The sequence below is a fragment of the Leclercia sp. W17 genome (assembly GCF_003336325.1).
Classification (GTDB): domain Bacteria; phylum Pseudomonadota; class Gammaproteobacteria; order Enterobacterales; family Enterobacteriaceae; genus Enterobacter.
Genome location: NZ_CP031101.1, coordinates 2,458,830 through 2,480,386, shown reverse-complemented (window position 1 = coordinate 2,480,386; position 21,557 = coordinate 2,458,830). Strand labels below are relative to the sequence as shown.

The 21,557-nt window shown below is 57.3% G+C and carries 16 protein-coding genes and 1 pseudogene; 7 read left to right on the top strand and 10 right to left on the bottom strand.

Annotated features, from left to right (window positions below; all coding sequences use genetic code 11):
- The first annotated feature begins 166 nt into the window (after positions 1–166).
- Positions 167–1,504 (top strand): glycoside hydrolase family 10 protein, encoded by a 1,338-nt coding sequence (locus tag DVA44_RS12120; RefSeq protein ID WP_114387070.1) that lies wholly within the window; start codon positions 167–169, stop codon positions 1,502–1,504.
- A gap of 44 nt (positions 1,505–1,548) precedes the next feature.
- On the opposite strand, the gene DVA44_RS12115 is transcribed toward DVA44_RS12120, so the two are convergent.
- Positions 1,549–1,959, bottom strand: a complete 411-nt coding sequence (locus DVA44_RS12115; RefSeq protein ID WP_114387069.1) for an ASCH domain-containing protein — start codon at positions 1,957–1,959, stop codon at positions 1,549–1,551.
- A gap of 301 nt (positions 1,960–2,260) precedes the next feature.
- Here DVA44_RS12115 and DVA44_RS12110 point away from each other — a divergent pair, with 301 nt between their 5' ends.
- Entirely contained in the window at positions 2,261–2,545 is a 285-nt protein-coding gene (locus DVA44_RS12110; protein ID WP_103179608.1) for a VF530 family DNA-binding protein, read from the top strand.
- On the opposite strand, the gene glgX is transcribed toward DVA44_RS12110, so the two are convergent.
- The 6 genes and pseudogenes from glgX to DVA44_RS12080 all read right to left on the bottom strand — a co-directional run bounded on the left by glgX (position 2,542) and on the right by DVA44_RS12080 (position 13,156).
- Entirely contained in the window at positions 2,542–4,617 is a 2,076-nt protein-coding gene (gene glgX, locus DVA44_RS12105; RefSeq protein WP_114387068.1) for a glycogen debranching protein GlgX, read from the bottom strand. The genes DVA44_RS12110 and glgX overlap by 4 nt on opposite strands.
- Before the next feature lie 26 nt (positions 4,618–4,643).
- Positions 4,644–7,160 (bottom strand): malto-oligosyltrehalose synthase, encoded by a 2,517-nt coding sequence (gene treY, locus DVA44_RS12100; protein WP_114387067.1) that lies wholly within the window; start codon positions 7,158–7,160, stop codon positions 4,644–4,646.
- Positions 7,160–8,944: a malto-oligosyltrehalose trehalohydrolase gene (gene treZ / locus DVA44_RS12095; RefSeq protein ID WP_114387066.1), complete on the bottom strand. Its 1,785-nt coding sequence runs from the start codon at positions 8,942–8,944 to the stop codon at positions 7,160–7,162. Before treZ ends, treY begins: the two co-directional genes overlap by 1 nt.
- A gap of 263 nt (positions 8,945–9,207) precedes the next feature.
- Positions 9,208–10,758 carry a methyl-accepting chemotaxis protein gene (locus tag DVA44_RS12090; protein WP_114387065.1) on the bottom strand — a complete coding sequence of 517 codons (1,551 nt, stop codon included), beginning with the start codon at positions 10,756–10,758 and terminating at the stop codon, positions 9,208–9,210.
- 198 nt (positions 10,759–10,956) lie between these two features.
- A pseudogene (locus DVA44_RS12085) lies at positions 10,957–12,188 on the bottom strand (diguanylate phosphodiesterase).
- Positions 12,189–12,406: 218 nt separating this feature from the next.
- A complete protein-coding gene (locus DVA44_RS12080) occupies positions 12,407–13,156 on the bottom strand; it encodes an SDR family oxidoreductase (RefSeq protein ID WP_103824389.1) in 750 nt (249 codons plus the stop codon).
- Positions 13,157–13,281: 125 nt separating this feature from the next.
- Between DVA44_RS12080 and DVA44_RS12075 the strand changes: the two genes are divergently transcribed.
- A complete protein-coding gene (locus tag DVA44_RS12075) occupies positions 13,282–14,187 on the top strand; it encodes a LysR family transcriptional regulator (RefSeq protein WP_114388411.1) in 906 nt (301 codons plus the stop codon).
- A gap of 25 nt (positions 14,188–14,212) precedes the next feature.
- Here the strand turns inward: DVA44_RS12075 and DVA44_RS12070 are convergent, their stop codons facing one another.
- Entirely contained in the window at positions 14,213–14,641 is a 429-nt protein-coding gene (locus DVA44_RS12070) for an OsmC family protein (RefSeq protein ID WP_114314957.1), read from the bottom strand.
- 364 nt (positions 14,642–15,005) lie between these two features.
- Between DVA44_RS12070 and bdm the strand changes: the two genes are divergently transcribed.
- The 3 genes from bdm to DVA44_RS12055 all read left to right on the top strand — a co-directional run bounded on the left by bdm (position 15,006) and on the right by DVA44_RS12055 (position 17,313).
- Positions 15,006–15,221: a biofilm-dependent modulation protein gene (bdm, locus tag DVA44_RS12065; RefSeq protein ID WP_039028747.1), complete on the top strand. Its 216-nt coding sequence runs from the start codon at positions 15,006–15,008 to the stop codon at positions 15,219–15,221.
- An 80-nt stretch (positions 15,222–15,301) separates the two neighbouring features.
- Positions 15,302–15,439 (top strand): stationary-phase-induced ribosome-associated protein, encoded by a 138-nt coding sequence (sra, locus tag DVA44_RS12060; protein ID WP_103824386.1) that lies wholly within the window; start codon positions 15,302–15,304, stop codon positions 15,437–15,439.
- 176 nt (positions 15,440–15,615) lie between these two features.
- Positions 15,616–17,313 carry an NAD-dependent malic enzyme gene (locus tag DVA44_RS12055; protein WP_103179618.1) on the top strand — a complete coding sequence of 566 codons (1,698 nt, stop codon included), beginning with the start codon at positions 15,616–15,618 and terminating at the stop codon, positions 17,311–17,313.
- A gap of 92 nt (positions 17,314–17,405) precedes the next feature.
- Here DVA44_RS12055 and DVA44_RS12050 read toward each other — a convergent pair whose 3' ends face one another.
- Complete coding sequence (locus DVA44_RS12050; RefSeq protein ID WP_114387064.1) at positions 17,406–18,608, bottom strand: MFS transporter; 1,203 nt, start codon at positions 18,606–18,608, stop codon at positions 17,406–17,408.
- A 349-nt stretch (positions 18,609–18,957) separates the two neighbouring features.
- Here DVA44_RS12050 and DVA44_RS12045 point away from each other — a divergent pair, with 349 nt between their 5' ends.
- A complete protein-coding gene (locus DVA44_RS12045) occupies positions 18,958–20,664 on the top strand; it encodes an ABC-F family ATP-binding cassette domain-containing protein (RefSeq protein WP_114387063.1) in 1,707 nt (568 codons plus the stop codon).
- Between the two features lie 37 nt (positions 20,665–20,701).
- On the opposite strand, the gene DVA44_RS12040 is transcribed toward DVA44_RS12045, so the two are convergent.
- Positions 20,702–21,301, bottom strand: a complete 600-nt coding sequence (locus DVA44_RS12040; protein ID WP_114387062.1) for an inorganic diphosphatase — start codon at positions 21,299–21,301, stop codon at positions 20,702–20,704.
- Positions 21,302–21,557 lie beyond the last annotated feature (256 nt).

Sequence of the window (21,557 nt, the reverse complement as noted above, 5' to 3'; positions counted from 1 at the left end):
AACAAATGGGTCAACCTTGCAGTCAACAGAAGGACGCCATAGTCAACTGAACCCTAACACATTTTTCGCTGAACAATTGAAACCCAGGGGGACAGACAGCAGGGTCACAGCATTGACTTCCCTCCGAATAGAACGACAATAAACGTACCCGGCGACATTCGTATAACTGGAGCTTATCATCGCCTGTTCACGTCGTTCTCAGCTTGCCACTCACCTTAAGCGCTCCGGCGCGCTCATCGCCGCGCTTATACTGGTCAGTTGCAGCTCAACTCCCCCCAAATCTCTGGTAACGCCGCTACCGCCGGTCGCGAAACAGCCCCTGCCCGATAAAAGCGCGCGCCACGAGCCGGTGCGCGGCGTCTGGCTGGCAACCGTCTCCCGTCTCGACTGGCCGCCCCAGGCGTCAGTGAATGGCCGCGGCGCACCGGCGCGGAACGCCATGCAGCAAAAGGCCCTGACCGATAAGCTGGATAACCTGAAAAGCCTCGGGATCAACACCGTTTTTTTCCAGGTGAAACCGGACGGCACGGCTCTGTGGCCCTCTAAAATATTGCCGTGGTCCGACATGCTGACCGGCGAAATAGGCGAAGATCCCGGTTACGATCCGCTGCAGTTTATGCTGGATGAAGCCCACAAGCGTGGGATGAAAGTGCATGCCTGGTTTAACCCTTACCGCGTCTCGACCAATATCCGCCCGGGTACGGTCGCCGAGCTGAACCGAACCCTGAAGCTGAATCCGCCCAGCGTCTATGTCCTGCATCGGGAGTGGATCCGCACCGCGGGCGATCGCTTTGTCCTCGACCCCGGCATCCCGGAAGTCCGGGACTGGATCACCAGCATCGTGGCGGAAGTGGTGTCGCGCTATCCGGTCGACGGCGTGCAGTTTGATGACTACTTCTATGCCGAGTCCGCAGGCTCGAAGCTGAACGACAGCCAGACCTATCGCCAGTACGGTCAGGGCTTTGACTCAAAAGCCGACTGGCGGCGCAACAACACCCAGCAGCTGATTACCCAGGTGTCGCGGACCATTAAACAGCTAAACCCGAACGTGGAGTTTGGCGTCAGTCCGGCAGGCGTATGGCGTAACCGCTCCCACGACCCGGCCGGGTCCGATACCCGGGGTGCGGCGGCTTACGACGAGTCTTTCGCCGACACCCGCCGCTGGGTGCAGCAGGGTCTGCTGGATTACATCGCCCCCCAGCTCTACTGGCCTTTTGCCCGGGATGCCGCACGCTATGACGTGCTGGCAAAATGGTGGGCCGGTGTGGTGAAACCGACCCATACGCGCCTCTATATTGGCGTGGCGCTCTATAAAGTGGGCGAGCCATCGAGCAAAGAGCCCGACTGGACGGTGCAAGGCGGCGTGCCGGAGCTGAAAAAACAGCTTGATTTGAATGAATCTGAGCCGAACATCGACGGCACGATTTTGTTCCGCGAGGACAATCTGAATCAGCCCCAGGCGCAGGATGCGGTACGGTATTTGCGGACGCGCTGGGGATCGTGATGGGGATAGGGGATAGACGCGTGACCGCTACTGTTGTAGCGGTTTCACGTTAGACGAACAACCTCAAACTCTTCTGCAACAAGCTCCATATCCTCCGAAAAAGAGCCTTCCTGCGTAAAGAAGCGCTCATGCTCTTTGCGCCAGTACGCAAGGCTAAGATCGCCCTCGCCTTCTTTGCGGGCAAACTCAGCGCTGACATCACAAAAACGCGTCAGACGCGCTGAAACCAGCCTGACAACGCAGGCAGGTCGCGCTTGCCCATCCAGGATAATGATGTAACCGCCAATGGTGGAGCTCGCGCCTTCTTGCTGATAAGAGGCCAGGGAGCCACAGGTGGCTGTTTTTATCCCCTTTCTGATCAGGTCTGCAAGCTCGCTGGCCAGTGCTGGACTGTCACCCATCTGCCAGACAGTCGCACCTGGATACTTCATCTTTAATTCATCAACTGCAGTCATAAAAATCCTCTTAATCGCACAGGAACATAATGCCGGGAGCGCTGCGCTTGCCTTCACGATGGCCGACGCAAGCTATCCATTTAGCGCCCTGCGATCAACCCCTTACATTTTGGGGGACCGCATATCAGGTAATGGCAATAAGGGTTTATCTCTTCACATTATTGCTCCAGTTTTTACTGGCATAAATTCCAGTGAGATTGAGGTAATATTCGGCCTGCAATGTCGACGGGTAACGTTGCTGGCTTCCGGCTTTTCTTGTACTCTTCCCCGCTTTAAGACCTTTAATAATAACCGGATGCATATGACCGCTCACCCTTCCAGAGATCCGCTGCACGGCGTCACCCTTGAGATGATGGTTAACGCCCTCGTGGCGCGCTATGGCTGGGCGCAGCTGGGCAAGCTGATTAAAATCAACTGCTTTAACAGCGACCCCAGCGTCAAATCCAGCCTCAAATTTTTGCGCCGCACGCCTTGGGCTCGCGCCGAAGTCGAGGCCCTCTATCTGGATTCGCTGGAAGATACCGCGCCGGCCAAAGCCGACGACGATACCTCCAGCCCCTGGGAGAGAGCCCGGGCTAACCGTTAAGGTCGACGCAACAGCACGATACTGCGGCCCGCCAGCGGGAAGTCAGTATCCGGGGTGATATCCTGGCCCAGGTTGTCATCCTGCACCGTACTTAGCTCCAGCACCCAGCCACCCTCGCCGCAATCCGGAATACGGAACGGTACCGCAGCCTCGTATGGATTGATCAGCAGCAGCACCTCCTGCCAAATCCCGTTTTCTGCCTCTAAATCGGCCCGGGTCAGATAGAGCCCAAGGGTGGTGCCTTCATCCCAGTGCTCTGGCAGTTGCAGGCCGCCACCCGCGTTGTACCACAGGATCTCCATCCCATCACGCCAGCTCTCGCGGCGTAACAGCGGCTGGCGGGTACGCAGCTCAATAAGATGCCGGGTAAAATTACGCAGCATCTCGGCGCTTTCCGGCAGATCCTCCCAGTGCACCCAGCTGATCTCGCTGTCCTGACAGTAGCCGTTGTTGTTCCCCATCTGGCTGCGGCCAAACTCATCCCCCGCCAGCAGCATCGGCGTGCCGTGCGAAAAGAGCAGCGTGGTGAGGAAGTTGCGTTTCTGCTGTTCGCGCAGGGCATTAATCTGCTCGTCGTCGGTAGGCCCTTCGGCGCCATAATTCGATGACCGGTTATCATTGTGGCCGTCGTTATTATCTTCGCCGTTTGCCTCGTTGTGCTTCTCGTTGTAAGAGACCAGGTCGTTCAGGGTAAAACCATCATGGGCAGTGATAAAGTTGATGCTCGCCCACGGACGGCGACCGCGCTGGTCGTAGAGATCGCCGGAACCGAGCAGACGCGCGGCAAAGTCCGAGGAGACGTTATCCCCGCGCCAGTATTCGCGCACGGTATCGCGATATTTGTCATTCCACTCGCCCCAGCCGGGTGGGAAGCCCCCCACCTGATACCCGCCCGGGCCGATATCCCACGGCTCACCAATCAGCTTCAGCCGGGAGAGCAGCGGATCCTGCATCATGGCATCGAAAAAGCCCCCGCGCTGGTCGAATCCTTCCGGCTCGCGACCTAGAATAGTACCGAGGTCAAAGCGGAAACCGTCGATATGCATCGATTCGGCCCAGTAGCGCAGGGAGTCCATGATCATCTGCAACACACGGGGATGGGAGGTATTCACCGTGTTGCCAGTACCCGTGTCATTCACATAGTAACGGTGCTGGCCTGCAATGGTCCGGTAGTAGGAAAAGTTGTCGATCCCCTTGAAAGAGAGCGTCGGGCCCAGCTCGTTGCCCTCGGCGGTGTGGTTATAGACCACATCCAGGATCACTTCGATACCCGCATCGTGGAAGGCGCGCACCATATCGCGGAATCCCTGGATGCCGTTCGGACCGTAATAGCGCGACGCCGGGGAGAAGAAGTTCAGGGTGTTATACCCCCAGAAGTTTTTCAGTCCCCTGTCCAGCAGATGTTGATCGTCCGGGAAGGCGTGCACCGGCAGCAGCTCCACCGAGGTGATGCCGAGGCTTTTGATGTAATCCACAATCGCTTTATGCCCCATCCCTTCAAAGGTGCCGCGCAGCTCAGGCGGAACGGCTGGGTGAAGCTGGGTAAAACCCTTCACGTGGGTTTCGTAAAGAATGGTTTCAGACCACGGCACCGCCGGGCGATGCGGGTCCTGGGCGTCGAACACCCGGGGGTCGATAACCCGGCATTTCGGGGTAAACGGCGCGCTGTCCCGGGTATCAAAGCTGAGATCGAGATCGTCATGCCCCAGCTCATAGCCAAAATGGGCGGCGTTCCAGTTAAGCTCGCCGGTTAACGCCCGGGCATAGGGGTCGAGCAGCAGTTTATGCGGGTTAAAGCGGTGGCCGTTTTCGGGATCGTAAGGACCATACACACGATAGCCATACAGCGCGCCCGGCTGCAGATCCGGAACGTAGCCGTGCCACACTTCATGGGTGTATTCCGGTAGCTCCAGACGGGCAATTTCATGCTGGCCCGTCGGATCAAACAGACATAGCTCAACGCGTTCGGCACAAGCCGAAAAGAGCGCAAAATTGACGCCTTTGTCGTCGTAGTTTGCGCCGAGCGGGTAACTCTGCCCCGCCTCAATCTGATAGATCTTATTATTTGCCATAACATCTCTCCCTCGAACCATCATTATTAGCCGCAGGCCAGTAACACCCGCCAGCAATCCTGTGCATCATGTAACTTCAGGCTTTCGCCCGGTATAACGATTTCACCGCTGAAACAGTCCTGATAGCGACGCCCGGCCAGTTCAGCAGGCAAGACAACCTCCGTATCGCCCCACAGTGCCGCGCCGGTCAGTGGAAACGTCTGTGCGGCGCTGGCAAACGCCAGACGCGGTGCAACCACGATCAAGACGTCGTCGTCATCCACGCGGGCAAAGGCGATGGCTTTGTCCGCCCTTTCACCCCGGGTCAACAACGCGACATAGCTGCCCAAGCGGAACAGCGCCGGTTTACGCTGGCGCAGATTCAGCAGCGTGCGGGTGACATACACCTTAAGCTGGCCGTCGAGCCAGCTCGCCTCACGGGAGGGGGTATGCACATCAGCGCTGTTGAGCTGCTGGCTGAGCTGCGCGAAATCCGGCTCGCGGCGGTTATCGGGGTCGACGAGGCTAAAGTTGAGCCCCTCGCTGCCCTGATACACATCCGGTACGCCCGGGGCGGTCAGTTTGATCACCGTCTGGCTCAGGCTGTTTACCAGCCCGGCGCGGATAAACGGGCGTAACGAGGTGCTGAAGTCGCGCAGAAAATCCTGATTGTCCGGTGAGAGCAGATGGCGGGCATACTCCAGCACCACCGTCTCATAGGCTTCGTTGCTGTCTACCCAGTCGGTGCGCAGCTTGGCCTCGCGCAGCGCTTTTTCCACAAAGGCCAGGAAGCGCACTTCCAGCGCGTTCAGACCCGCTGCATCCTGGGGATCGAGTCCAGGTGGCCAGACTCCCGCCAGCGCCTGATATAACATCCAGGTGTCAGCGGCTCGCGGCGCCGTGCCGTCGTTCAGAAAGCGGACATGGGTCTGGTTGAGTTGCTGCCAGCGGGCCACGCACTCGGCCCATACCTGCGGCGCTTCTGTCAGAGTATAGAGCCGGGCGCGGGCATCTTCCCCGCGCTTGGTGTCGTGGGTTGAGGTGCCCGAGAGCGCATCCGGCTGGCGCTCACGTCGCGCCGTCATTTCGGTATGGAAACGCGTCAGCGAGAAGGCGCGCGGCACCGGTTCGGCCCCGACTTCGTTAAGCGCCAGATCCATGTGCTGGCGGAAAAACAGCGTGTCCTCTACGGATTTCGCCATCAGCGGCCCGGTCAGCTGCTGGAAACGGGTGCGGAACTGGCTGGCGGTATCGCGGGCCTCATCGCTGACTTCGCCGGTCAGGATACGGGTCAACAGCGTGAGCGCGTCCGGGTCGGCGTTAACGTGGGTCAGCACGTTTTGTAGCAGCCGGATATCCGCACTGGACATCCCCTGCGCGGTGCCATAGGTGCGATAGACCGGGAAGGCCACCAGCAGCTCCCGCAGCGCCAGGCGCAGCAGCTCTTCATCAATCGCCACGCCTTCCACGTGCGCCAGTTTTTTGGCCAGCGTCAGCAGTGTGGAAAACTCCCCGGCGAAATTGCGATCCACCATCAGCAGGCGCGCCGCACGCAGTTCAGCGTGCATGTCCACCGGGCTACCCACCACCGCGTCGTAGGCCTGACGCAGGCTGTCGATTTTGTCGTCATCCACCAGCACTTCCGAGAGTGAGGCGATGAATTCATACCCGGTCGTGCCGGAGATCGGCCAGTCTGCGGGGAGGTTCTCCCCTTTACTGAGGATCTTCTCTACCGTGATGTAGCAATCGGCTCCCGCCTCCTGCCGCAAACGTTGCAGGTAAGCGCGCGGGTCGGCCAGACCGTCCACATGATCGATGCGCAGCCCGTCCACCGCCCCCGACCGCACCAGGGCCAGGATCAGGGCATGGCTGTCATCAAAGACCGCGTCGTCCTCAACGCGCACCCCCACCAGGCCGGTGATCTCGAAGAAGCGCCGCCAGGAGAGATCCCGCGGGGCGTCGCGCCAGCTGGTGAGCCGCCACGGCTGCTGGTCATGCAGGCGTGCGATCGCCTCAGGCTCGCGCAGGTTCAGAACCTCTTCCTCGCGTCCCATCCAGCTCTCCGGGGTGAGCGGATAGAAGTTGTCATAAACGGCCAGCGCCGGTTTACCGGTGTTGGGATCGCGCTGGATGCTGATCTCCCCGTTCGCCAGTACCACGTCAAAGTCATCGCCCAGAAACGGCAGCGTCAGGCGACGGGACCAGTCGATATCAAAGTGACGGGCATAGCGGCTCTTCTCGCCGTGTTCAATCACATCGCGCCACCAGGCGTTTTCAAGCGAGGTGGACATATGGTTCGGGACGATATCGAGAATCAGCCCCAGGCCAGCCGCCTTCAGGGCGCTGACCAGCCGTTCAAATCCGGCGCGACCGCCAATGGCCGGGTCGATCTCATTGGCGTCGGTCACGTCATAGCCGTGGGTCGAATCGCGGGCAGCGGTAAAAATCGGCGAGGCATACAGATGGCTGATGCCAAGTTGTTGCAAATAAGGCACCAGACTGGCGGCACGATCAAACGTCATGCCATTACGAAACTGGATACGCCAGGTCGCTGTGGGGATCATCAGGTTGGTTCTCCAGGGGCAAAGCGGACAATAAGGGTGTCGGGCCGAAATTCGGTATGGATCTCAGGCCAGGCAAAGAGGGTTTCACCCGGCAGATCGGGCAACGCCTCCGTATGGCCGCCGACGTTAAACGCCAGCGACAGGGTTCCCCGTGGAAACGTCCAGGTGACTGCCACGCAGCCGGGTGCTATGTCCAGCACCTTGCCCCCACCGTTGCGGGCGGTTGCCAGCAGCGGCACAATCACCTGCTGACGCAGCTGCAACAGGTGGCGGGTGAAGCTGAGCCAGCTTTCCCCCTCCGGCTGGTTAACTTTGTCCCAGTCGAGTTTCGATCGTGTAAAGGTCTCCAGCGCATTCGGATCGGGCACGCCCACCTCCTGGTGGCTGGCATGGTCGGCGAACTCCTTCGCCCGTCCTTCCCGTACCGCCCGCGCAAGATCACCGTGAAAATCGGTAAAGAAGAGGAATGGCCGGGTTTCGCCGAACTCCTCGCCCATAAACATGAGCGGGATATGCGGCGACAGCAGCAGCGCGGCCAGCAGCACCCGGGTGCGATCCTCCCCGATAAGAGAGAGCAGACGATCCCCCTGCGCCCGGTTCCCCACCTGGTCGTGATTCTGGATAAAGTCGACAAAGGCCACCGGCGGCTGGTCGATGCTTTTCACCCCGCGTGGCTCCCGGTCCCGGGGAGTGATTTCTCCCTGATAGGCGAACCCTTCCGCCAGCGCCCGGGCGACCCATTTTTCCGGCTGATGCGCAAAGTCCCGGTACCAGGCGTGGGTCTCCCCGCTGGCCAGGACGTGAATGGCATTGTGCAGATCGTCATTCCATTCGGCGGTATAAAGCGATGGGGAGCCATCCTCACCGTAAGGATGCAACGAGATAATGTTGCGGTTGTCTTCAGTGGTGAGATGGATCGGGCGATCGGTTATCTGCGCCCGGATGCGTTCAGCAATTTCCACCAGGATATGTTTTTCAGACGAATCTGCAATGTGATCGATGGCGTCGAAGCGCAATCCATCGAAGCGGAACTCCTCCAGCCAGTACAGCGGCACGCCGATCATAAACTGACGCACGGGGGCTACATCGTAGGCGATGCCATTTCCCCAGGGGGTCATTCGCTCCGGATGGAAAAAGTCCGGCGACAGGCGTGGGAGGTAGTTCCCCTCCGGACCAAAATGGTTCAGCACAATATCCAGCACCACCGACAGCCCCAGGCCGTGGGCGGCATCCACAAAGGCTTTCAGCTCATCCGGCGTACCGTAGGCGCTGTGCGGGGCATAGAGCAACACCCCGTCATAGCCCCAGTTGCGATTACCCCCCGCCTGCGATACGGGCATCAGTTCAATCATTGTGATGCCCAGCGAGGCCAGATATGGCAGCTTGTCGGCTGCCGCGCGGAAGGTGCCTTCCGGGGTAAAGGTACCGATGTGCAGTTCATAGACCACGCTCTCTTCCCAGCGTCGGCCCTGCCATTCAGTGTTACGCCAGACATAGCTGTCGGGATCGCACACCAGCGAAGGACCGTTGACATCCCCTTGCTGGGCGCGGGAGGCGGGATCCGGCACCGCAGTGCCGTCTGCCAGAATATAACTGTAGGGTGAACCGGGTTTGACGTAGTCAACCGTCAGTTCGAATCCGCCGTCACCGGTCGGGTGCATCGCCAGCGTTTCGTCGTTGAGGCGCAGGGAGATCTGCTCCTGACCGCTGGCCCATAGATGGAAGCGAACCGTGTTAGCATCAATGTGTTCACAACCCCAATACGTAATAGATTTAGCTGTCATTCCACCACCTCGTTTGACCCGTGTTCCTCAGGGTGCTTAACGTTTATCGTTACGCAGAGGGAAAAAGAGAAAGTGCGGCGGCAAACCGCCGCGCATGCACATCAAGCATAGACCAGGAAATTAATGTGAGATGGGTCACGACGAAGCGGCAGGAAGAAGTGTGGTCAGGGTATTGCCGGGTGGCGGCTGCGCCTTACCCGGCCTACGAACGATAAACCTGCAGGCCCGGCAAGCGCAGCGCTGCCGGGCAATCAGACATTGCCTTATGCTGGTTCCGGGAGGCGGAAGCTGGCAATACTTTGGGTGAGGTGTCTGGCTTGCTCTTCCAGCGAAGCCGCTGCCGCCGCAGACTCCTGCACCAGCGCGGCGTTCTGCTGGGTCACGCCATCCATTTCGGTCACGGCCTGTCCTACCTGACCAATGCCGCGGCTCTGCTCTTCGGACGCCACCTGAATCTGCTCCATCAGCGCGTTGACTTTGTTCACCGAGGTGATGATGGCATGAATGACTTCACCCGAGCGATTCACCAGCTGCGAACCGTTTTTCACGCTGGAAACCGACTGGGCGATGAGGTTCTCAATATCCTTCGCCGCCACGGCGCTTTTCTGCGCCAGGGTGCGCACTTCAGTCGCCACCACCGCAAATCCACGCCCCTGCGTCCCGGCGCGAGCCGCTTCAACGGCGGCATTCAGCGCCAGAATATTGGTCTGGAAAGCGATGCTGTTAATGACGCTGGTGATATCTTCGATGCGCTGAGAGTTGGCGGCGATGGTGTTCATGGTGTCGATCACCTCGCGGGTCACGGCCTCCCCGGTACGGGCGTTGTTCACCGCATCCTGCACCAGCTTACCTGCCTGGTTGACGTTCTCGGTATTATTGGCAACCGTCGCGCTCAGCTGCTCCATGCTGGCGGCCGTTTCCGTCAGGGCTGCGGCCTGCTGCTCGGTGCGGGAAGCCAGGTCGATATTGCCGGAGGCAATCTCCTGCGAGGCGTGGTTAACGGTATGGCAGGCAGCACGTACCTGAGAGACCGTATCCAGCAGGGCCAGACGCATCTCCTCCATCGAGCCCATCAGCAGGTCGATCTCATTGTTCGATCCGGTTTTCTGCGGGACCGCTTCCGTTAATTTACCGGCGGCGATCTGGCTGCAGTGCTCACGGGCGAGATGAATCGGCGCGAAGACAAACCGCTTCATCAGGACGCTTACCCCAACAATGACCACCACAAAAAGGGCGGCAAAAGCGATAATGATGGTTAAGCCGGAAGAAAACTGCGACCGCGCATCGTCATTTAACTGTTTCGCGTATTTCTGGTGCACCGACAGCACCTCATCGAGAACAATTTCGTACTGACGGTCGAGGCCAGAAATCTGCGGGATCAGCGCATCAAACTTTGCCTTGTCATGGGCAGAGGCCGCCTCAATCAGCGGCACCAGGCCACGATCGCGGTAGGCCAGCCAGCCGTCATTATAGTTTTTCACCAGCGGCGCTTCGTCCGCCAGGCGGGGGGCGTCATTAAAGGCGGCGAAGGCGCCATCGGCTTTGGTCAGAGCCAGCTTAACGGAGGCCAGCTTCTCATCGAGACCGGTGGTGTCGCCACTTTCCACCTGTTTCATATACTCCATAACCCGCACGCGCAGGGTACGGCTATGGTTAATGGGATCGATAATGGATAACACCACCTGAATCTCTTTATTCACGTTATCCAGGGAGTTGTTGCTTTTAATGGCCAGCCAGACGTTGGTAGCGGCACTGGCGACAAAGAAAAACAGCAGGGCAAGCAGGATGGTAAGAGACGACTTTTTTAATGACATAAATACCTCAAAAACAATACGGTCTGAGGTATTATCGGCAGCGCAAAATTAACATTGAGTTAAAGTTATTTATTAATAAAAAAGCCGAAAAACAATTTAATTTATTAAAATCACAGCATTACAAAATATTTGCTAATAATTTAGCCTGCGAAGCATTGTAAATATTCAACTATTTACTCAATCCTTATTGCTGAATATTTAATCGCTCAGAAAAGGCGCGCTGGAAAACTGCGGCCAGTGGATCTCACCTACCCCGTTTAATTTTGGCCGGGAGAAGAGAAAACCCTGAAAACGCTTAATGCCAGCCGACTCCAGCCAGCCCACTCTTCGATCTTCTCGATGCCCTCGGCCACCAGCGCAATTTCCAGGTCGGTACAGCAGCTGATAATCGACTTCACAATGGCCTGCTTCGGGCCGCTCAAATGGATGTCGCTGACAATCTCACGGTCGATTTTGAGCTTATCCGGCTGGAAACGGGTTAACAGCGACAGCCCGGCATACCCGGAGCCAAAATCATCGATCGCCAGGCCAATACCTGCCGCCCGAAGCTGCTTAATGGCGCTGTTAAACTGATTAAATCCGGAGATCATTTCGTTTTCGGTAACTTCAATGACCACCTGCTCCGGCTGCAGGCCGTGGATGAGGATCTGATCCATCAGAAAATCGACGGCGCCAGGGACGTTCACCAGCGACATCGGCAGCAGATTAACGGCGATTTTATGATCGCCAATCCCAATTTTCTCCGCCAGCGCAAAGGCATACGCCTTGGTCTGCAGGTCCACTTCGTACATTTTGTCCTGATCAATGGCGCTAAAAAAGCGTTCCGGGCTTCCCCCGTCGTTACCGCGGATCAGCGCTTCCAGCGAAGAGATTTTCCCCTCGGTGGGTTCAATGATCGGTTGCAGGGCAAACTGGCAGACCTGGTTATCGATGGGCCCGTTGATGCATTTCCCAAACGGGGCGTGTTCCGGGGCCAGTTTCCATCTTTCCGGCAGAAAAACCGCTCCGTCGCGGGTGGGCTGTTCCCGGGTAATAAACGACTGAATAAACTTAAACACCCGATCCTGCGCCGCCAGATAGTAGTCCAGCTTGCTGTAGCGCAGCACCGATGAGAGCACCGATTTTTGGCTATCCACCAGCAGGTCGAAGAGCAGCATGCCCACATTTTCGAAGCGCCTGCGCGGGCCATAATCGCGCATCAGCTCCACCACGCTGTGATGGCGCTTGTCGCTGCGGATCTTACAAAACAGTTTTTCAAGGACCTCTTCTGGCCCTTCAAGGATCTGCAGGAAATCGGCGCCGTTAAACAACAAAATGCCCGTCACGTCCAGGGCGGAATTCCGCTGTCTGGCTTTCTCAACAAGTGAAATAAGAGATAATGATTGGCAGGATGGATTTAACTGGCTTTTATAAATGAGAGTCGTCAGCACAGCTAGTTTTCCTGGTCGAATGTTAGGCCTTTTAAGCTCTTGTTTAGCATAAATTACATTCGTGGACTAATAGTATTACGAGGATATATCCAGAAAAGATCGATTCGGCTCAAAAATAATCAATGTGAATGGTTATTTAGGCAATAAAGGACAGAAAACATCCCTGTTGTTGAAGATGAGCATGCCGTCCATGGCACGTTCAGGTAGGCTGGTTTGTGTCAGATTTGCGCCATCCCACCGTCCACAAACAGCTCGACAGCGTTAATAAAGCTGGCGGCATCGGAGGCGAGGAACGCCACCGCTTTACCCACCTCTTCCGGCTCGCCAATACGCCCCATCGGTACCGTGGCGGCTAAGGCATCAAACAGCCCCTGCCGCTGATCTTCTGGCACCAGTTCTCCCAGCCCAGGGGTTTTAATCGGGCCCGGGCTGACCACGTTCACCCGAATGCCGCGCCCCTGCAAATCCAGCGCCCAGGAGCGGGCGAAGTTTCTTACCGCCGCCTTGCTGGCGCTATAGACGCTGAAGTTAGCGGTGCCTTTAATAGAGACCGTGGAGCCGGTCAGGATCACCGAGGCTTTGTCGGCCAGCAGCGGCAGCGCTTTTTGAACGGTAAACAGTACGCCGCGGACATTGGTGGCAAAAATGCGGTCAAAGTGTTCTTCGGTTATCGCCCCCAGAGGCAGCATATCGCCCCCGCCAGCGTTAGCGAAAAGCACATCCAGCCGCCCGGACTGTTCAGCAATTTGGGCATAAACGGTATCAAGATCGGCGAGTACGGAGGCGTCGGCGCGAATGCCAGTGACCTGCCCGCCGAGGGTGGCGACGGCGTTGTCCAGCTCCGCCTGGCGGCGACCGGTGATATAGACCTTCGCCCCCTGGGCTTGCAGCTCTTTTGCCGTTGCCAGACCAATGCCGCTGGTGCCGCCGGTGACGAGTGCGATTTTACCTGTTAATGCTGTGTTCATTTTGCTTTTCCTTCCACATTGTTGGTGTGGAAGCACTGTATCCCTTGCGGCATTAGCGAAAAATTAGCAAAAATGGAAATCACTTTTTCCCTGTGGGAATAATCTCTATGGCGGAGCGCCTCTCTATGGATCAATTACTGGCCATGCGCGCCTTTACGCGCGTGGTAGAAACCGGCAGCTTTACCCGGGCGGCGGACTCTCTGAATATGCCCATCGCCACCCTCAGCAAGCTGGTGAAAGCGCTGGAGGCCCATCTGGATGTGCGGCTGCTGCAACGCACAACCCGCCGGGTGACGGCGACGCCAGAGGGCCAGGACTATTACGACAAAGCCCGCCGGGTGCTGATTGATATCGAAGAGATCGACACCTCTTTCAGTCAGGCGAAACAGCAGCCCCAGGGGCACCTGCGCATTGACGTGGGCGGCTCTACAGCGCGGGACGTGCTGATCCCTGCGCTACCGGACTTTATGCGCCGCTACCCCGCTATCCGTATCGATCTTGGCGTGGCCGACCGGCCGGTGGATCTGATCAGCGGCAATGTGGACTGCGTTATCCGCGGCGGCGCGCTGGAGGACTCTTCGCTTATTGCCCGGCATATTGGCAATGCGGAGATGGTCACCTGTGCCACGCCGGGCTACCTGAAGCAGTACGGGATCCCCGCGTATCCGGAGGAGCTGCGCAACGGCCATAAGCTGGTAAGTTACCTGTCGCCAGTAACCGGACGCGCCGTGCCGTTTCGCTTTACCCATGAGAACGAGACCCGCGACATTAATCTTGTGCATCATATCGGGGTGAACGAGAGCAATGGTCATCTGGCGGCAGCGGTGGCCGGGATGGGGATAATACAGACGTTTCGATACTCAGCAGGCGCGCTGCTGGAAGCGGGCACGCTGGTGGAGATCCTCGACAAGTGGCGCCCGCCGCACTACCCGTTTTACGTGGTTTATCCGCAAAACCGGCATATGACGCATCGTCTGAGGGTATTTATCGCGTGGCTGGCGGAGGTCTTTCCCGCCGCGGTGAAGGGATAGCCGGGCGCAACGCCCGGCAGGACAATCAGTTCAGCTGATAGTCGAGGGTGATTTCCGCTTTCAGCAGCTGTGAAACCGGGCATCCCGCTTTCGCTTTCTGGATAATGCCGTCAAACTGCTGCGGGTCGATGCCCGGAACGGTCACTTTGCTCTGCAGAGCGACTTTGCTGATGGCAAAACCGCTGTCGGTTTTGTCCAGCGAGACATCCGCATTAGTGTCGATGGAATCGGCGGTATAGCCCGCCTCACCCAGCATCAGCGACAGGGCCATAGAGAAACAAGCCGCATGCGCAGCACCAATCAACTCTTCCGGGTTGGTACCTTTCTCACCTTCAAAACGGGTATTGAAGCCGTAAGGCTGCTGATTAAGAACGCCGCTCTCCGTCGAAACCGTCCCCTTGCCGCGTTTAATATCACCAGACCAGTGTGCTGAACCGTGCTTATGAATTGTCATTCTTGCTCTCCTTGTTGGCTTACAAAGCATTTAGTATAGACCACGCTGAAGAGCGAGCCCGAAAGAGTGATATATCAGGATTATTCTGTGAAGTCGGAGAGGTTATGGCTATTGCAATCAGGCTTTTTCCGTGTAATTTAAATCCGTCCTTGCCGATATTTAATTTAGAGGCCAACTAACACAGGAATATTTTTAACGAGTCAAAGAATATATTCTATTTTTTAAGATCATGAAAAAGCATGATTTTATGACAGCAATATTTCTGAGAGGATTCTTAAACACAGCGGCAAAAATATTTGTCATTCTGAATATCACGATGTTTTTGCGAACCGGACCATTAAACAGAAAACGACACGGAGGCAACATGTTTAATTATTATTCTGCAAATACGACATCCGCACAGCCGGAACTGGTTAATGCTATCGCACAGGGTTTACGCGCTGAAATGGGTGCTGTCACTGAAGATGATATTTTGATGGAACTGACCAAATGGGTCGAAGCCTCAGATAATGACATCCTCAGTGATATCTACCAGCAGACCATTAACTACGTTGTCAGCGGGCAACACGCCAGTTTCTGAAAACCTGCTATGCTGGAGAGGCAACCTTAAGGGTTATATTTCGATCACCTTATCACTATCAACAGGATGGAGGAGTCAATATGAAATCGAACCGTCAGGCACGCCATATTCTGGGACTGAACTACAAGCTGTCTAACCAGCGCAAAGTGGTGATTGAGGGGGGCAATGAAACGCAAGTCACCCACGCCACCGGCAGAAAACGCCACGAACCAAAGTAAGTTCTCCCTAAAGATCCCCGACACCATCGGCAAAACCGATGGTGTTTTTATTTGTATGTTGCAGTTTTTAACATTCACCTCCTTTATACTACCTGCCTGACACCCCCTATGGGCACGACAGCGAAGATGATGAACAACAGTGCCAGGGACGGATATGCAAAAATTAAGTGAGTAACATGGACAACAAAGCCAAAAAAAATCGCTCCCTCTATATTCCTTACGCCGGTCCGGTTCTGCTGGAGTTCCCTCTCCTGAACAAGGGCAGCGCCTTCAGCATGGAAGAGCGCAGCAACTTCAACCTGCTGGGCCTGCTGCCGGAAGTGGTTGAAACCATCGAAGAACAGGCCGAACGCGCGTGGATCCAGTACCAGGGATTCAAAACCGAAATCGATAAGCACATCTACCTGCGCAATATTCAGGATACCAACGAAACCCTCTTCTATCGCCTGGTGCAAAACCATCTCGACGAGATGATGCCGGTGATTTACACCCCAACCGTCGGCGCCGCCTGCGAACGTTTCTCGGAAATCTATCGCCGCTCGCGGGGCGTGTTTATCTCTTATCAGAACCGTCACAACATGGATGACATTCTGCAGAACGTCTCCAACCACAACATCAAAGTGATCGTGGTAACCGACGGCGAACGTATTCTGGGACTCGGCGACCAGGGGATCGGCGGAATGGGCATTCCGATCGGTAAGCTGTCGCTCTACACCGCCTGCGGCGGCATCAGCCCGGCCTACACCCTGCCGGTGGTACTGGATGTGGGCACCAACAACCAGCAACTGCTTAACGATCCGCTCTATATGGGCTGGCGCCACCCGCGCATCACCGACGACGAGTACTATCAGTTCGTGGATGATTTCATCCAGGCGGTAAAACACCGCTGGCCGGACGTACTACTGCAGTTTGAAGATTTCGCCCAGAAAAACGCCATGCCGTTGCTGAATCGCTATCGCGACGAAATCTGCTCCTTTAATGATGATATTCAGGGCACCGCAGCGGTAACGGTCGGCACGCTGATTGCGGCCAGCCGCGCGGCGGGCAACCAGCTCAGCTACCAGAAGATCGTCTTCCTCGGCGCTGGTTCCGCCGGGTGCGGCATTGCCGAGCAGATCATCGCCCAGACCCAGCGCGAAGGGCTCAGCGAAGAGCTGGCGCGTTCCCGCGTCTTTATGGTCGACCGCTTCGGCCTGCTGACCGACGCCATGCCAAACCTGCTGCCGTTCCAGACCAAACTGGTGCAAAAGCGTGAGAACCTCAAAAACTGGGATACCGATAACGAAGTGCTCTCCCTGCTGGATGTGGTCCGCAACGTGAAGCCGGACATTCTGATCGGCGTTTCCGGCCAGACCGGGCTCTTCACGGAAGAGATCATCCGCGAGATGCATAAATACTGCGCCCGCCCAATCGTGATGCCGCTGTCGAACCCGACCTCGCGCGTGGAAGCCACCCCGCAGGACATCATCGCCTGGACCGAAGGCAATGCGCTGGTTGCCACCGGCAGCCCGTTTGCGCCAGTGGTCTGGAAGGACAAAATCTACCCGATTGCCCAGTGCAACAACTCCTATATCTTCCCGGGGATTGGCCTTGGCGTTATCGCCTCAGGCGCATCGCGCATCACCGATGAGATGCTGATGTCCGCCAGCGAAACTCTGGCGAAGCACTCCCCGCTGGTCAATAACGGTGAAGGGCTGGTGCTGCCGGAGCTGAAGGATATTCACGTGGTGTCGAAGGCGATCGCTTTTGCCGTGGGCAAAATGGCGCAGCAGCAAGGGGTGGCGGTGAAAACTTCTGCCGATGCGTTGCAGCAGGCGATTGACGAGAACTTCTGGAAGCCGGAATACCGCAGCTACCGTCGGACATCGATTTAACCTCTGTATCGCCGGGCGGCGCTTTCGCTTGCCCGGCACGCACCCCACCGAACCCGTAGGCCGGGTAAGGCGTAGCCGCCACCCGGCGAACCTTACCTGCCCCGCGTCACCCACCAGAACACCAGCGCCAGCAAACTGACCATCGCCCCCAGCAAACACACTCCCTGCCAGCCAAAATGGGCCCAGGTGACGGTGGTGCCGATCGCCCCCAGCCCGCTGCCGAAGGCGTAAAACAGCATATAGAGGCCAACCAGCCGACTGTGCGCATCTGGCCGGGTGCGAAAAATCAGGCTCTGATTGGTGACATGTAGCGCCTGACCGCCTAGATCCAGCAGCACGATGCCGATCACCAGCGCCCAGAGTGACACCTCCATCAGCGACAGCGGCCACCAGGCCAGCAGCAGCGCCAGAAGCGCCATCGCGCTGGTGCGTTGCGCCAGTCCCCGGTCGGCCCACTGCCCGGCCCGGGCGGCGGCAATGGCACCAATCACCCCCACCAGCCCGAATGCGCCAATGGCTGTGTGGGAAAAGTGATAAGGCGCAGCGCTCAGGGGAAGCACTAACGCGCTCCAGAAAATATTGAACGCCGCAAACATCAGCAGCGCCAGGATGCCCCTGACCTGTAAGACCTTTTCCTGACGAAGCAGCGTCACCATTGAGGCGAGCAGGCGCGGATAGCTGAGCGTAGCATTAACCGCTGGTGTAGCAGGTAGCCCTCGCAACAGCGGGATCGCAATCATTAGCATGAGGAATGCGGCAAAGAAATAGACTCCGCGCCAGCCTGCAAGGTCACTCACGCCCCCGGCAAAGACCCGCGCCAGCAGCAGCCCGATAAAGACCCCACCCTGCGCTGCCCCCACCACACGCCCCTGCTCGTGAGGCGCAGCCGCGTTCGCCGCATAAGCGATCAACCCCTGGGTCATCGCCGTACCGAGCAGGCCAACGGCCAGCATCGCGGCCAGCAGCACAGGCGCGGTTCGCGCCATCCCCACCGCTACCAGCGCGGCCACCAGTGCCAGAAGTTGGATCGTCATCAATCGACGACGATCCATCCCGTCACCCAGCGGCACCAGAAACAGCAGCGCCAGCGCACAACCGGCCTGTGTGGCAGTGACAACGCCGCCGACCGCCGCCTGGCTGATAGCAAAATCCTGCGCCAGCGCATCCAGCAGCGGTTGCGCGTAATAGACATTCGCCACGCTCATTCCGCTGGCGATCGCAAAGAGCCAAACCAGGCTACGCGACAGACCCGCAGGTTTCGCCTCACCCGGCGATAACGCCATTTCCACTTTCATGCTCTCACACCCTCTGAATTGGTTTTAAAATAAAACCAAATAAAGGCTAGATGATGTGGTTTCAAAATGCAACCAACTAACATTCCTTGCTGAAAGGCACCTTCCCCGCTACACTCGCTTCATCCATCAACCCACTGAATAAAAAGGAGGCTAATTATGCTGTGCAATGAAATCTTTGATATTTCATTCCACCTTGGTGATCGCACCTGCTCAAGCGTTATCGGTTTCGTGCTGCGATAACTTCGGCTTGAGCGAAGACACCTAAGACATCCCTTCTCTCGGGCTTACCGGGTTATCGTCAGCGTTGATTGACGAGGCATTTTCATGCCTGTAACTCTTGAGTAAGCAAATGAACACATTACTGACTGCATTTTCTCTCCGTGTTGATACCGCCTTTGACACGCTGTTTAACGATCTCACCTTTAGCCTGAAAAAAGGCGACCGCATTGGTCTGCTGGGCGATAACGGCTGCGGCAAAAGTACCCTGCTGAAGCTCCTCGATGGCACCGAAACGCCGCTTTCCGGCACGGTGGCGCTGGCCGGCCACTGCCTGATGGCGCGGGTGGAACAGCATCTTCCGGAGACGATCTATCCGTTAACCATGCTGGATGCGGTGCTGGCGCAGCTGCCGGTGGCCGAGCGTGAAAGCCTGCGCTGGCGGGCAGAAACGCTGCTGGCGAGCATGGGCTTTACCCCGGACGATATGGCGTTGCCCTCGGCGACCCTCAGCGGCGGCCAGCATACCCGTCTTCTGTTGGCGCGGGCGCTGATTAGCGAGCCGGATCTGCTCCTGCTGGATGAACCCAGCAACCACTTGGATCTGCATACGCTGCTGTGGCTGGAACAGTTCCTACAGCGCTGGTCCGGCAGCTTTGTGCTGGTGTCTCACGACAGACAGCTCCTGGATGCCGTCACCAACGGCAGCTGGATCCTGCGCGACAAAACGCTGCACTACTTCGCCCTTCCCTGCACCCGCGCCCGTCAGGCGCTGGCAGAGAAAGACGAGAGCGACGCCCTGCGCCATAAAGCCGAGCAAAAGGAGATCGACCGGGTCACCGCCAGCGCGAAACGGCTGGCGACCTGGGGCAAGGTCTACGACAACGAAGATCTGGCCCGCAAAGCCAAACAGATGGAGCGCCAGGTAGAGCGGCTGAAGGAGAGCCAGACGGCGTTAACCACCGGCACGCCATGGACTTTAACTCTGCGTGGCGATGCGCTGCGTGCCGACCGGCTGCTGGAAGTTGACACCCTCGACGTTCCGCCTGCCCCTGGCCTGCCGGCGTTATTCTCGGTAGAGAACGTCCGGCTCAAAAGCGGCGATCGGGTGGCGATTGTCGGACGCAACGGCTGTGGAAAATCCTCCCTGATGCGGCTGATCTGGCGGCAGTTTAATGCCGGAGAAACGCAGGCCGGGCTGAAGATCCACCCGCGTGTGGCAATGGGCTATTACGACCAAACCCTGCATCAGCTGGCGGATGACGCCACGCTGATTGACGCTCTGGAGCCCTTCGCACCGAACATCCAGGATCGCAAGATGGCGCTGATCTCCGCCGGGTTCGCCTGGGCGCGCCACGGGCAAAAAGTCAGCACGCTCAGCGGCGGCGAGCGTTCCCGGCTGCTGTTTATTGGTCTGACGCTGGCCCGCTTTAGCCTGCTGATGCTCGACGAACCGACCAACCATCTGGATATGGAAGGCAAAGAGGCTCTGGCCGAAACGCTACAACAGTTCGAGGGCGGCGTGCTGCTGGTCAGCCACGATCGGCAGTTAATCAGTCAGAGCTGTAACCGCTTCTGGCTGATTGAAGATGGTCAGCTCAGCGAATGGCATGATGCCGACGCGGTATTTGCCCGGCTGCGGAACGGCAACGGGCTCGATGTTGTGCCGGTTCAGGCCGGGCAGCGAGATGAACCTGAGGTACCTGAAGATCTGCTGGAACGGTTGATTATGCTGGAGAGGTTGCTGGAAGAAGATCGGCTGCGTAAGCCTAAACATCAGAAGCCGCAGCTTCAGGCACAGTGGCAGGAGGAGATTGCCGCGCTGACGGCGCAGCTGTAGGAAATCGCCCGGCGGGTAGCCGCCGCCGGGCAATTTTTTACTTCGGCTGACGGGTTTTCCAGGCATCCCATGCCTGTTTGATTTCCTGCTTCGCGGTAGCGGCATCGTTGAAGCCGTTCAGCTCCACCGATTTACGCCCTTCCGGCAACTGCTTGTAGACGCGGAAGAAGGACTCCAGACGCTGCTGCTCTATCTTCGGCAGATCGCTCAGCTCTTTGATGTCGTCATAGGTCGGGTCAATTTTGCTGGCTGGTACCGCCACGATTTTATCGTCCTTCTCGCCGCCATCGATCATCTTCAGCACACCAATGGCGCGCAGTTTAATCAGGGTGCCCGGGGCCATCGGCGCACGGGTATAGAAGATCACATCCAGCGGATCGCCATCCCCTGCCAGCGACTGGGTCAGCGAGCCGTAGTTTGCCGGGTAAGCTACCGGCATCGACTGGAAACGGTCGGCGATGATAAAGCCGGTTTTGGCGTCGGTTTCATACTTAATGATCCCGCCCGCCGGAATTTCGGTGACGGCATAAAACTCTTCCGGGTTGTTGTCAGGCTGAGGGAACTCGAGGATGTTTTGCGCCTGTACGGAAGCGGACAAAAGAACGCTCACTGCGAGAAATTTTTTTACCAGATGCATTGTCTTTTTAACTCTTCGGTTATTGAGAAGACAACACCTTACGGTCTGGTTATGTCAGAAACATTACACATTTACTGCAGAAATAATAACCACTCTATTATTGAGCTCATTACTCATTTTGCGCGACCCTGGCCGCAAAAAAGCAATTAAATTATTACATTATGTTGCTACGGCCTTGTCACAATCATTAAATAACCTAATCCTTAATGGGTATTTCGTCCTGTCGAACCTGCCCCGCAGATCCGCAATATGAAAA

Bases quoted from the DNA above. Each gene is read 5' to 3' on its own strand.
- sra (WP_103824386.1), top strand. From the start codon at position 15,302: ATGAAATCGAACCGTCAGGCACGCCATATTCTGGGACTGAACTACAAG.
- glgX (WP_114387068.1), bottom strand. From the start codon at position 4,617: ATGGCAAATAATAAGATCTATCAGATTGAGGCGGGGCAGAGTTACCCG.
- DVA44_RS12040 (WP_114387062.1), bottom strand. From the start codon at position 21,301: ATGCATCTGGTAAAAAAATTTCTCGCAGTGAGCGTTCTTTTGTCCGCT.
- DVA44_RS12055 (WP_103179618.1), top strand. From the start codon at position 15,616: ATGGACAACAAAGCCAAAAAAAATCGCTCCCTCTATATTCCTTACGCC.
- DVA44_RS12070 (WP_114314957.1), bottom strand. From the start codon at position 14,641: ATGACAATTCATAAGCACGGTTCAGCACACTGGTCTGGTGATATTAAA.
- DVA44_RS12045 (WP_114387063.1), top strand. From the start codon at position 18,958: ATGAACACATTACTGACTGCATTTTCTCTCCGTGTTGATACCGCCTTT.
- treZ (WP_114387066.1), bottom strand. From the start codon at position 8,944: ATGACAGCTAAATCTATTACGTATTGGGGTTGTGAACACATTGATGCT.
- bdm (WP_039028747.1), top strand. From the start codon at position 15,006: ATGTTTAATTATTATTCTGCAAATACGACATCCGCACAGCCGGAACTG.
- treY (WP_114387067.1), bottom strand. From the start codon at position 7,160: ATGATCCCCACAGCGACCTGGCGTATCCAGTTTCGTAATGGCATGACG.
- DVA44_RS12080 (WP_103824389.1), bottom strand. From the start codon at position 13,156: ATGAACACAGCATTAACAGGTAAAATCGCACTCGTCACCGGCGGCACC.
- DVA44_RS12090 (WP_114387065.1), bottom strand. From the start codon at position 10,758: ATGTCATTAAAAAAGTCGTCTCTTACCATCCTGCTTGCCCTGCTGTTT.
- DVA44_RS12110 (WP_103179608.1), top strand. From the start codon at position 2,261: ATGACCGCTCACCCTTCCAGAGATCCGCTGCACGGCGTCACCCTTGAG.
- DVA44_RS12075 (WP_114388411.1), top strand. From the start codon at position 13,282: ATGGATCAATTACTGGCCATGCGCGCCTTTACGCGCGTGGTAGAAACC.
- DVA44_RS12050 (WP_114387064.1), bottom strand. From the start codon at position 18,608: ATGAAAGTGGAAATGGCGTTATCGCCGGGTGAGGCGAAACCTGCGGGT.
- DVA44_RS12115 (WP_114387069.1), bottom strand. From the start codon at position 1,959: ATGACTGCAGTTGATGAATTAAAGATGAAGTATCCAGGTGCGACTGTC.